An 11,296-nucleotide genomic window follows, 5' to 3' on the forward strand; every position below is an offset into this window, starting at 1 on the left:
ACCCCACACAGGTTACAGGAGATTAGCCATGAGTATCTTTAGCCATTACCGGGATCGCTACGAAGCCACCCAAGAGGAAGAACTCACGATCCAGGAGTATCTTGACCTCTGTAAGACCGACTCCAGCGTCTATGCCAGCGCTGCGGAAAGGCTCTTGATGGCAATCGGTGAACCGGAGATTGTCGACACCTCACGAGACTCCCGACTGAGTCGGATTTTCTCCAATAAAATCATCAAACGCTACCCGGTGTTCAGTGAATTCTACGGCATGGAAGAATGCATCGAGCAGATCGTCTCATTCTTCAAGCACGCCGCCCAGGGCCTGGAAGAAAAGAAACAGATTCTCTATTTGCTCGGCCCGGTCGGCGGCGGTAAATCCTCGCTGGCGGAAAAGCTGAAAGAGCTGATGGAAAAAGAGCCCATATACTGCATCAAGGGCTCCCCCGTTTTTGAATCGCCGCTGGCCCTGTTCGACGAGGGTGAAGACGGACAAATTCTGGAAGAGGACTACGGCATTCCGCGCCGCTATATGAAGTCCAACATGTCACCCTGGGCCGTTAAACGACTGCACGAATACAAGGGTGACATCAGCCAGTTCAAAGTGGTGAAACTCTACCCCTCCATCCTCGACCAGATTGCCATTTCCAAAACCGAACCCGGCGACGAGAACAACCAGGACATCTCCTCACTGGTCGGTAAAGTCGATATTCGCAAGCTGGAGGAATTCCCGCAGAACGACCCCGATGCCTACAGTTACTCCGGCGGCCTCTGCCGCTCCAACCAGGGCATCATGGAATTCGTGGAAATGTTCAAGGCGCCAATCAAGGTCTTACACCCACTGCTGACCGCAACCCAGGAGGGGAACTACAACAGCACCGAGGGCCTCGGCGCGATTCCGTTTGAAGGGATTATCCTGGCCCACTCCAACGAATCCGAATGGCAGACGTTCAAAAACAACAAGAACAACGAGGCCTTTATCGACCGGGTTTACATCGTCAAAGTCCCCTACTGCCTGCGCGTCTCGGAGGAGATCCGCATTTACGACAAGCTGCTGGAGAACAGCTCCCTGAACGCCGCCCCTTGTGCACCGGACACACTGAAGATGCTGGCCCAGTTTTCCATACTCTCCCGTTTAAAAGAGCCGGAAAACTCCAACCTCTATTCCAAGATGCGCATCTACGACGGCGACAACCTCAAGGATACCGACCCCAAGGCCAAGTCAATGCAGGAGTATCGCGATGCCGCCGGCGTCGACGAGGGTATGAACGGCTTGTCCACTCGCTTTGCGTTCAAGATTCTCTCCAAGGTCTTTAACTTCGACCCCACCGAGATCGCTGCCAACCCGGTGCACCTGCTGTACGTACTGGAACAGCAGATCAGCCAGGAGCAGTTCCAGCCCGAACTGCAAGAGCGTTACCTCGGCTTTATCAAGGAGTACCTGGCGCCGCGCTACGTCGAGTTTATCGGCAAGGAGATCCAGACCGCTTACCTGGAGTCCTACGCTGAGTACGGCCAGAACATCTTCGATCGCTACGTCACCTACGCCGACTTCTGGATCCAGGACCAGGAGTTCCGGGATCCGGAAACCGGCGAAATCCTCAATCGCAGTGCCCTCAACGAGGAGCTGGAGAAGATCGAGAAGCCGGCCGGCATCAGCAACCCGAAAGATTTCCGCAACGAAATCGTCAACTTCGTGTTGCGCGCCCGGGCCAACAACAACGGCAACAACCCGGTCTGGAACAGCTACGAGAAGCTGCGCACCGTGATCGAGAAGAAAATGTTCTCCAACACCGAGGACTTACTGCCGGTTATCTCCTTCAGCGCCAAGGCTTCTGCCGACGATCGCAAGAAGCACCAGGACTTCGTGGCCCGCATGGCTGAGCGAGGTTACACTGAGAAGCAGGTACGCCTGCTGTCCGAGTGGTACCTGAGGGTCAGGAAATCGCAGTAATGGCTTAGCCTGCAGCAGCTGCGCAGCAGTCGGCGCAGCGCTATTGGCACTCGCTGCCCCGCCCGCCATCCACATGGCGCCGCGGGGCCTTGCGGTGCAGCGGTTGGCCAAACAGGGGAAGTACATGAGTTATATTGTAGACAGGCGTCTCAACAGCAAGAAAAAAAGCACGGTGAATCGCCAGCGCTTTTTGCGACGCTATCGCAAGCATATTCAGAAAGCCGTCTCGGATGCCGTATCACAAAGATCCATAACCGATATGGAGAAAGGCGAGCAGATCAGCATCCCCAAGGGGGATATTACCGAGCCGGTTTTCCAGCACGGCAAAGGCGGCCGCAACACCAACGTGCTGCCCGGCAACAAGGAGTTTCTCAGCGGCGACAAAATACCCCGTCCCGAAGGCGGCGGCGGTGGCGGTGGCTCCGGCTCAGGGGCCAGCGACCAGGGTGAGGGCATGGACGAATTTGTCTTCCAGATCACCCAGGAAGAATTCCTCGATTTTATGTTTGAAGACCTCGCCCTGCCCAACCTGGTCAAGCGCCAGCTGTCCGGCAGCGAAGAGTTCAAGATGCGCCGCGCCGGCATCAGCAATGAAGGCAATCCCGGGCGTATCAATATCGTTCGTTCGCTGCGCTCCGCCAATGCCCGCCGCATTGCCCTCACTGGCTCCAAGCGAAAAAAGCTGCAGGAACTGGAACAGCAATTGGAACTGGAGGAGGCCAAGGATCCGGCCCTGAAAGATCACCTGAAAATTGAAGCCCTGCTGGAGTCCATCGCCACCTTGCGCAGCCGCATCAGCCGGGTGCCCTGGCTGGATGACTTCGATCTCAAATACAACCTTCACGTCAAGGACCCGGTGCCGCGCTCGAAAGCGGTGATGTTCTGCCTGATGGATGTATCCGGCTCCATGAGCCAGGCCACCAAGGACATGGCCAAACGCTTTTTTATACTGCTTTACCTGTTCCTGCAGCGCAATTATGAGCGTACCGAGGTGGTCTTTATTCGCCACCACACCAGCGCCAAGGAAGTGGACGAGCAAGAGTTTTTCTACTCCCGGGAGACTGGCGGCACCATCGTTTCCAGCGCACTGAAGCTGATGAAAGAAATACTCGACAAGCGCTATCCGCTGAACGAGTGGAATGTCTATGCCGCCCAGGCTTCCGATGGCGACAACTGGAACGACGACTCATCCGTCTGCTCGAAACTGCTGATGGAAGACCTGCTGCCAAAACTGCAATACTATTCCTATATAGAGATCACTCCCCGCGATCATCAGGCGCTGTGGGAGGAGTATGAGCAGGTGGCGGAGGCGTTCGGCGATGTGTTTGCCATGCAGCAGATTGTCGACGTCAGCGACATCTACCCGGTATTCAGAAAACTATTTCACAAGAAGACCGCATGAGTAATTTAGAAAAGAACCCGATTTCCGAGACCTCCGAATGGTCTTTTGAGCTGATCGAGGAATACGATCGCGAAATTGCCAAGATCGCCGCGGAGTACAAGCTCGACACTTACCCCAACCAGATTGAAGTCATCAGCTCTGAGCAGATGATGGACGCCTACGCCTCGGTGGGCATGCCGCTGGGCTACAGCCACTGGTCCTACGGCAAGCAATTTCTCAATATCGAGCAGTCCTACAGTCGCGGCCAAATGGGCCTCGCCTACGAGATCGTCATCAACTCCAACCCCTGCATCGCCTACCTCATGGAAGAGAACACCATGACCATGCAGGCGCTGGTGATTGCCCACGCCTGTTACGGCCACAACTCGTTCTTCAAAGGCAATTACCTGTTCCGTACCTGGACCGACGCGGACTCCATTATCGATTACCTGCTGTTTGCCAAAAACTACATTGCCAAGTGCGAGTCGCGCCACGGCATCGATGCGGTCGAGTCCCTGCTGGACTCCTGCCACGCCCTGATGAACTACGGCGTCGACCGCTACAAGCGCCCCTACCCCATTTCAGCCGAAGAGGAACAACAGCGGCAACAGGAGCGCGAAGAATACCTGCAGAAGCAGGTCAATGACCTGTGGCGCACCATTCCCACCCAGGGTGACGGCAAGTCCGCCAAGGATGATTTTCGCTTTCCGACGGAACCGCAGGAAAACCTGCTCTACTTCATCGAGAAGAACGCCCCCCTGCTGGAACCCTGGCAGCGGGAAGTGGTGCGCATCGTGCGCAAGATCGCCCAGTATTTTTACCCGCAGCGCCAGACCCAGGTAATGAACGAAGGCTGGGCCACCTTCTGGCACTACACCCTGCTGAATACCATGTATGACCGCGGCATGGTGACTGAGGGCTTTATCTTCGAGTTCTTGCAATCACACACCAGCGTCATTTACCAGCCGCCCTACGACAGCCCCCACTACAGTGGCATCAACCCCTATACGTTGGGCTTCAGCATGATGTGTGACATTCGTCGCATTTGCGAAAACCCCACCGACGAGGATCGCCAGTGGTTCCCGGAAATCGCCGGCAGTGACTGGCTTGAAACCCTGCACTTTGCCATGCAGAACTTCAAGGACGAAAGCTTTATCCTGCAGTATTTGTCCCCCAAGGTGATGCGCGACCTGAAACTGTTCTGTATCGTTGACGACGATAAGGAAAAGCATATTGAGGTCAACGCCATCCACGATGAGATGGGCTACCAGCGGGTGCGAGAGGCGCTGGCCGGGCAATACAACCTCGGCAACCGGGAACCCAACATCCAGGTGCAGCGGGTTGATATTCGCGGCGACCGCTCCCTCACCCTGCACCACGCCCAGCACAATCGCAAACCGCTGGGAGACACCACCAATGAAATGTTAAAGCACCTGCACCGCTTGTGGGGCTTCGACATCCACCTGCACTCCATTCAAAACGACATGATTACCGCCAGCTATCACTGCCCGCAGCGGGTGGAAAGCAGCTCTGAGCTCAACCTGGCCATGCCGGGCCTGAATATGTAACTGTCGCGCCGCGCCAGTGGCAGGTTATACTTGGCGCCATGAAGAAGATTTACCTGGTCGGCGGCGCCGTGCGCGACAAGTTACTCGGTTACCCCTGCGACGAACACGACTGGGTGGTGACCGGAGCGACCCCGGAAGACATGCTGGCCGAAGGCTATCGCCCGGTGGGCAAGGACTTCCCGGTATTCCTGCACCCAACCACCAATGAAGAATACGCCCTGGCCCGCACCGAGCGCAAAACCGCACCAGGCTATGGCGGTTTTGTTTTCCACACCTCCCCGGACATCACCCTGGAACAGGATCTGCAGCGCCGCGACCTGACCATCAATGCTATCGCCGAGACCGAGCAGGGCGAGCTGTGCGACCCCTACGGCGGCGTCAGCGACATCGACAAGCGACTGTTACGCCACGTCAGCGACGCCTTTACTGAAGACCCCGTGCGCATACTGCGGGTCGCTCGCTTCGCCGCCCGTTACCACCATTTGGGTTTTCGCGTCGCCGATGACACCCGGCAGCTGATGCGCCGTATGGTGTCCAGCGGTGAAACCAAACACCTGGTGGCCGAGCGGGTGTGGCGGGAGATGGAGCGAGCCCTGACCGAGCGAGCACCACAGGTCTTTATCGAGGTATTGCGCGACTGTGGCGCGCTGGCCGATATCCTGCCCGAGGTAGACGCCCTGTTCGGGGTGCCGCAACCGGCCAGCCACCACCCGGAGATAGACTGCGGCCGGCACTGCCTGTTGGCCCTGGAGCAAGCCCGTCTGCTCAGCGCTGACAGCGAAGTCCTGTTTGCAACCCTGGTACACGACCTGGGCAAAGCCACCACGCCCACAGAGATGCTGCCCAGGCATATCGCCCACGAGGCCCGCAGCAAACACCTGGTCGAACAGCTGTGCGCGCGACTGGCCGTGCCCAAACGTCACCGCGACCTGGCGCTGGCAGTGGCCAGGGATCACACCAATTGCCACCGGGCGCTGCAACTGAAGCCCGCCACCCTGCTGGCGCTGCTGCAGCGTCTGGACTGTTTTCGCCGACCGGAGAAACTGGAAAAATTTTTGCTGAGCTGCGAGGCGGACGCGCGCGGCCGCAAAGACCTGGAGCAACAGCCTTACCCGCAAGCGAACTACTTGCGCCGGGCTTACCAGTGCTGCCTGCAAATTCAGGCCGGGGATATTATTGCCCGGGGCATTACCGGTAAAGCGGTGGGCGAGAGGCTGCAGGCTGAACGTATCCAGGCGCTGCATAAATTAAAGGCTGAACTCGCCCCCGCCCGCACTTAGGCAACAGAAAACAGCTGCAACACATTCACTATTGCACGCAGTCCCCGGCACATCAGTGAGCATGTCGCTGGCGGCGGGCACTGCCCGCTGCCGACAATAAAACTGCGCGCTTATTCAGCCAGTTCTGGATGGTTCACCAGGTGACACATGCGCCGCAGAATATTGCGCCGGGAAACCACGCCGATCACCTTGTTGTCGTCGTCCACAACCGGATAGATCTTGCGCTTGTGATTCTTCATATCATTGGCGAGATCGAGCGCGCTGGCGCCGGGCCTGACGGAATCGACCTTTGTCACCATCACATCGTTTACCATGGCGACGCGCTCGGAATAATAGATCACCTGACTGACCACACCGATGCAATCCTGCTCGGAGATCCAACCTACCAGGTGCCCTCCCTCATCCACCACTGGCCCGCCTAGCAATTCGTTTTTAACCAGCTTGGTGGCTGCCTCAAGAACCGGCAGCTGCGGTGAAAAAGATACAAACTGATGGCTCATACAGTCTGATACTTTGATGGTCTCCATAGTCTTTCCTCCAGTAACCCCACAAGGTCGCGATCAACTGCCGGCACACAGGCTTCTGGTTTCACCCTTTCGCGCCTTGCCCCTTACCCTGGGACTAATGACCGCTCAATCGCAGTGTACCCCTAAATTGTAAGGGCGACTATTGCTTACCCCGCCAAAAGCGGCGCCAATATCGACGCTGGAGAACACATTCTCCGTACACTTGCGGCCCGCGGCCGAAGCGGCCAGAATCTGGGCTGACATTTACTGCAAGGAGTACTACGTGATCGCCGATCTGCACGACCGCAAGGTTATTATGGACCCGGATACCTTCGTCGCCCCCACCGCGGCTGTGGTGGGCTCTGTCACCCTGGAAAAAGGCGCCAGCGTCTGGTTTAGCGCGGTCATTCGGGGGGACAGCGAGCAAATTGTGGTCGGCGTCGACAGCAACGTGCAGGACGGCGCCGTCCTGCACGCTGACCCGGGCCATCCGCTGCTGATCGGCGCCGGCGTCACCATAGGCCACAACGCCACAGTTCACGGTTGCCAGATTGGTGAGTTCTCACTTATCGGGATCAATGCAGTAATTTTAAACGGCGCCAAAATTGGCAAACACTGCCTCATAGGCAGCAACGCCCTGGTGACCGAGGGCAGCGTGATTCCCGACGGCTCGCTGGTGGTCGGCTCACCGGCGAGGGTCAAACGGGCACTTTCAGAACAGGAAATCGCCGGGCTGCAAAAGTCGGCGCAGCACTACGCCGAGAATGGGCGCAGCTTCAAGCAGGGGCTGGTGCTGCGGCCCGAGTAGTTGCCGCAGCGGTTGGCCGACACGGGCGCCAGCTGCAATTACCCGGGCTTGCGATACTGCGCCCTGATGGCTCCGCCACCAGCCAGCCGGCGATCTGTCTTTCCGGTCAGCTGCCTGTCCGGGAACCCGGGACGGATAACAGGCCTAGTTCACATTCTCGTCGCCCAATTGCCGGGTCAACTGAATAGCCCCGGCAGCGCGCTTCTTGCGGATGCGAATATTGAGCAGTTCCACAGTCACCGAAAATGCCATGGCGAAATACACATAGCCTTTCGGCACGTGCACATCCAGACCCTCGGAGATCAGGGTGAAGCCGATCAGGATCAAAAACGACAGGGCCAACATTTTAATGGTGGGGTTTTGGTCGACAAATTCGCCGATGGATTTGGCGGCAAACAACATCACTAACACCGAGATCACTATAGCAATGACCATGATCGAGACGTGATCCACCAGGCCCACTGCCGTAATAACCGAGTCCAGCGAGAACACGATATCGAGCGCGGCAATCTGGGCCAGCACCGAGAAGTAACTGACACGCCGCGGGGCACTCTCGTGCGCCTCGATAATTTCAAAGCTGGCGTGAATTTCATGGGTAGACTTGGCCAGCAAGAACAGCCCGCCGACAATCAGGATAATATCCCGCCCGGATATCTCCTGGCCCAGCAGCGTAAATAGTGGCTCGATCAAGCCCATTACCCAGACCAGGCTGAACAACAGCCCGAGGCGCGCCAACATCGCCAGACCGAGCCCGATTTGGCGGGCCGAATGGCGCTGCTCGGGAGGCAGCCGCCCCACCAGTATCGAAATAAAAATAATATTATCGATGCCCAGCACTATTTCGAGGGCCACCAGTGTGCCCAGCGCCACCCAGGCCTCGGGGCTCGCAAACCATTCAAACATAACACTATTCCCCAAACACTTTATCGCCAGCACTGGCCGCCGACAGGGCCAGGTTGGCAGCCAATAGTAGCCTCCAGCCCGATATTACTGGCTGAGCTCCCCTTCGATTTCATCGATCAGGTCCAGGGGCTCCATCTCTACACCTTCGAGCTCCGTATCCCAATTCACGCCCACCAGGAAGACATCTTCGTGCATGCCTGGCAACCACTCATCCAAAAACTCATCCAGTGCTACCGGCACCGCCTTGTAAGCTGACCACTCGCCGTCGCAGAGCTGCTCGGCAAACTCCGGTTGCGACCAAAACGGCATAACGTCGGTGTCCGGGTATTTTTCCGATGGGCACAGCGCCCAACCATCGGGCCCTTCCAGCCCCCAGACACAGCCGGTGGCGATGGCTTCAACAATAAAGCGGTCGAGATTTTCTTCGATGTTATCTGACAGGGGTTCCATAGCGGGCGCTCTTGCGTTTAATGGCCGCCATTATAGAGGAATAATGCCGCCGCAATCAGCGTTATTAAATGAATATGTTGTCACTGGCAACGGCCAGCGACGCTGCGCCGCCGACCGTCAAGCAGTGTATTAATTCATCACCATGGCGTTGCCGCGGGGGTGGGTGACCTTGATTTCAACCCGGCGCTCGGCGGCATAGGCTTGCAGGTCTCCCTGGGGAGCCCGGGACTGATCCGCGCCGTGACTGTACAGCTCTATATTTGCGCTGCTGACGCCGGCGTCGAGCAATGCCTGCCGCACCGCCTCGGCACGGTAGTGGGCCAGTACGTTATTGTACTCATCGGTACCCCTTGGATCGGCGTAGCCGTCCAGTTGCACACGCATACCAGGATAGGCGACCAAAACCCGAGCCAGCCCCTCGATACGCCCCCGGTCCTGTTCGTTCAGCACGTCCGAGCCGCGCCCAAATCGCACCTGGGAGCTGAGAATGTCGAGGGCGATCTCTCGCAGCTGTGCCGACTTTTGCCGACCATCAACCAGCTCCCGAGTTAAACTCTCGACCTGACTGTTTGCCTGCACCAATGCTCCACCCATTTCCTCGACCTCTTCTGCACGTTCAATTTGTTCCCCCAGATAAGCGCCGCCGAAAGCCCCGGCAACCAACCCCAGCGGACCACCCAATACCGCCCCGGCCACGGTCACCGAGGTAAAGGTCAAGCCCTGCTTCCAGGGTGTGAGCTTCTTCTCGCCCGGCGCCGCGGACGAAACCGAACTCAGACCGCTCAACAATAACGTCGTTCCCAAAACTACAACCCGTTTTTTACTCATCGTTACAACTCCCGTTATGATCTGTGAGTGGCGGCCTGTGCCCGCCAACGACAGCTATTAAAACAAGAGATTAGGGCCTTCCCCGGCAGCAAGCAGGGTAAAGCAGCGATGAATTGTGATCAATTGTGGCAGCGAGGACGAACTGCATCTGCTACAGTTGCCCCCTGCAACTTTTTATATCTGGCGGCCGGGGAAACACGGTGACCGAAACGACTGGAACCAGGGTGTCATGCGCGCCGACAGCACAGCCAGAGCGCTGGCACCTCAACAGGTAACCCCAAGCACCTGAACCAGTTTATTTAGAAACCAAAATATTTAAAAACCAAAGCATTTAAACCAAAACGCTTAAACCAAAGTACACAGACCCGAATATCATGAACAAACCACGCTATGTATTGACACTCAGCTGTCGCGACCGACACGGCATCATCGCCGACGTCACCACCTTCCTTGCCGGGCACTGCTATAACATCGAAGAATCATCCCAGTTTGAAGACCGGCTCGAACAGCGCTTTTTCATGCGCTCGCAATTCCGCGCCGTGGATGACAAGGCCACCGACATCGACCAGGTGCGTCGACAATTTGCCAGCCTGGCGGCGAAAGACGGCATGGAATGGCAACTTAATAACCTGGACCAGCGCCCCAAAATCGTGATCGCCGTGTCCCAGTGGGGCCACTGCCTGAACGCCCTGCTGCACAAATGGAAGGAGGGTACACTGCCGGTGGAGATCGCCGCGGTGGTGTCCAACCACGAGCATATGCGCGACCTGGTGAACTGGTACAACCTGCCCTATCACCACCTCCCCATCAGCCGGGAAACCAAACCCGAGCAGGAGGCCAAGCTTTACAGCATCATGGAAGACAGCGGCGCCGATTTCCTGGTGCTGGCGCGCTATATGCAGATTCTCTCCGACAACCTGTGCCAGAAACTGCAGGGGCGCGCCATCAACATTCACCACTCCTTCCTGCCGGGCTTCAAGGGCGCCAAACCCTACCACCAGGCCTATGACCGCGGCGTCAAACTGATTGGCGCCACCGCCCACTTCGTCACCAGTGACCTGGATGAAGGGCCTATTATCGAGCAGGAGGTGGAGCGGGTCACCCACACCAACTCCCCCCAGGAGCTGGTAGAGATCGGCCACGATATCGAAAGCGTTGTGCTCTGCCGTGCGGTGCGCTGGCACGCCGAGCGCCGGGTGCTGATCAACGGCCACCGCACCGTGGTATTTCGCCGCTAATGCCCTCTCGCTAACGAACATGCAGCCCGGAAACAAAAAAAGGCCGCCATTGGCGACCTTTTTTTCGGGGGCTGGATCTATCGATTACTCGATGATCTTGGCAACCACGCCGGCACCCACAGTACGACCGCCTTCACGGATCGCAAAGCGCAGACCTTCGTCCATCGCAATCGGGTGAATCAGGGTAACGGTCATCTGGATGTTGTCACCCGGCATCACCATTTCCACACCTTCCGGCAGCTCACAAGCACCGGTTACGTCAGTGGTACGGAAGTAAAACTGCGGACGGTAGCCCTTGAAGAACGGAGTGTGACGACCGCCTTCTTCCTTCGACAACACGTACACTTCACCTTCGAACTTGGTGTGGGGAGTGATGGAGCCCG

Annotated in this window: 11 protein-coding genes; 6 read left to right on the forward strand and 5 right to left on the reverse strand. The window is 57.4% G+C overall.

Translation table 11 applies throughout. The features are described 5' to 3' along the window. Nucleotides 1–28: 28 nt before the first annotated feature. The 4 genes from G8764_RS12740 (at nucleotide 29) to G8764_RS12755 (ending at nucleotide 6,180) form a co-directional block, all read left to right on the forward strand. Nucleotides 29–1,951 (forward strand): PrkA family serine protein kinase, encoded by a 1,923-nt coding sequence (locus G8764_RS12740; RefSeq protein ID WP_166165010.1) that lies wholly within the window; start codon nucleotides 29–31, stop codon nucleotides 1,949–1,951. Between the two features lie 124 nt (nucleotides 1,952–2,075). Then, nucleotides 2,076–3,353, forward strand: a complete 1,278-nt coding sequence (locus tag G8764_RS12745; RefSeq protein ID WP_166165011.1) for a YeaH/YhbH family protein — start codon at nucleotides 2,076–2,078, stop codon at nucleotides 3,351–3,353. Continuing rightward, nucleotides 3,350–4,900 (forward strand): SpoVR family protein, encoded by a 1,551-nt coding sequence (locus tag G8764_RS12750; protein ID WP_166165012.1) that lies wholly within the window; start codon nucleotides 3,350–3,352, stop codon nucleotides 4,898–4,900. Before G8764_RS12745 ends, G8764_RS12750 begins: the two co-directional genes overlap by 4 nt. 38 nt (nucleotides 4,901–4,938) lie before the next feature. Continuing rightward, on the forward strand, nucleotides 4,939–6,180 hold the full coding sequence (locus G8764_RS12755; protein ID WP_166165013.1) for a multifunctional CCA addition/repair protein: 1,242 nt from the start codon (nucleotides 4,939–4,941) through the stop codon (nucleotides 6,178–6,180). A 110-nt stretch (nucleotides 6,181–6,290) separates the two neighbouring features. Here G8764_RS12755 and G8764_RS12760 read toward each other — a convergent pair whose 3' ends face one another. Then, complete coding sequence (locus G8764_RS12760) at nucleotides 6,291–6,707, reverse strand: CBS domain-containing protein (RefSeq protein WP_166165014.1); 417 nt, start codon at nucleotides 6,705–6,707, stop codon at nucleotides 6,291–6,293. A 262-nt stretch (nucleotides 6,708–6,969) separates the two neighbouring features. On the opposite strand from G8764_RS12760, the gene G8764_RS12765 reads away from it, so the two are divergent. Beyond that, complete coding sequence (locus tag G8764_RS12765) at nucleotides 6,970–7,494, forward strand: gamma carbonic anhydrase family protein (protein WP_481859746.1); 525 nt, start codon at nucleotides 6,970–6,972, stop codon at nucleotides 7,492–7,494. Between the two features lie 144 nt (nucleotides 7,495–7,638). On the opposite strand, the gene G8764_RS12770 is transcribed toward G8764_RS12765, so the two are convergent. From G8764_RS12770 to G8764_RS12780, 3 genes are all read right to left on the reverse strand, one after another. Further along, complete coding sequence (locus G8764_RS12770) at nucleotides 7,639–8,397, reverse strand: TerC family protein (RefSeq protein WP_166165015.1); 759 nt, start codon at nucleotides 8,395–8,397, stop codon at nucleotides 7,639–7,641. An 84-nt stretch (nucleotides 8,398–8,481) separates the two neighbouring features. Beyond that, the gene (locus tag G8764_RS12775) at nucleotides 8,482–8,847 is read right to left on the reverse strand and encodes a DUF2750 domain-containing protein (RefSeq protein ID WP_166165016.1); all 366 of its coding nucleotides are present in this window, start codon (nucleotides 8,845–8,847) and stop codon (nucleotides 8,482–8,484) included. A 129-nt stretch (nucleotides 8,848–8,976) separates the two neighbouring features. Beyond that, a complete protein-coding gene (locus tag G8764_RS12780; RefSeq protein WP_166165017.1) occupies nucleotides 8,977–9,675 on the reverse strand; it encodes an OmpA family protein in 699 nt (232 codons plus the stop codon). A 374-nt stretch (nucleotides 9,676–10,049) separates the two neighbouring features. Here G8764_RS12780 and purU point away from each other — a divergent pair, with 374 nt between their 5' ends. Further along, entirely contained in the window at nucleotides 10,050–10,913 is an 864-nt protein-coding gene (gene purU, locus G8764_RS12785; protein ID WP_166165018.1) for a formyltetrahydrofolate deformylase, read from the forward strand. An 84-nt stretch (nucleotides 10,914–10,997) separates the two neighbouring features. Here the strand turns inward: purU and G8764_RS12790 are convergent. Next, nucleotides 10,998–11,296, reverse strand: a 299-nt coding sequence (locus G8764_RS12790) for an EF-Tu C-terminal domain-related protein (RefSeq protein WP_481859747.1), incomplete at its 5' end; no start/stop codon positions are given.

Origin of the sequence: Pseudomaricurvus alcaniphilus, assembly GCF_011440395.1 — a bacterium.
Classification (GTDB): domain Bacteria; phylum Pseudomonadota; class Gammaproteobacteria; order Pseudomonadales; family Cellvibrionaceae; genus Pseudomaricurvus; species Pseudomaricurvus alcaniphilus.

Bases quoted from the DNA above. Each gene is read 5' to 3' on its own strand.
- G8764_RS12775 (WP_166165016.1), bottom strand. From the start codon at position 8,847: ATGGAACCCCTGTCAGATAACATCGAAGAAAATCTCGACCGCTTTATT.
- purU (WP_166165018.1), top strand. From the start codon at position 10,050: ATGAACAAACCACGCTATGTATTGACACTCAGCTGTCGCGACCGACAC.
- G8764_RS12755 (WP_166165013.1), top strand. From the start codon at position 4,939: ATGAAGAAGATTTACCTGGTCGGCGGCGCCGTGCGCGACAAGTTACTC.
- G8764_RS12740 (WP_166165010.1), top strand. From the start codon at position 29: ATGAGTATCTTTAGCCATTACCGGGATCGCTACGAAGCCACCCAAGAG.
- G8764_RS12780 (WP_166165017.1), bottom strand. From the start codon at position 9,675: ATGAGTAAAAAACGGGTTGTAGTTTTGGGAACGACGTTATTGTTGAGC.
- G8764_RS12750 (WP_166165012.1), top strand. From the start codon at position 3,350: ATGAGTAATTTAGAAAAGAACCCGATTTCCGAGACCTCCGAATGGTCT.
- G8764_RS12760 (WP_166165014.1), bottom strand. From the start codon at position 6,707: ATGGAGACCATCAAAGTATCAGACTGTATGAGCCATCAGTTTGTATCT.
- G8764_RS12770 (WP_166165015.1), bottom strand. From the start codon at position 8,397: ATGTTTGAATGGTTTGCGAGCCCCGAGGCCTGGGTGGCGCTGGGCACA.
- G8764_RS12745 (WP_166165011.1), top strand. From the start codon at position 2,076: ATGAGTTATATTGTAGACAGGCGTCTCAACAGCAAGAAAAAAAGCACG.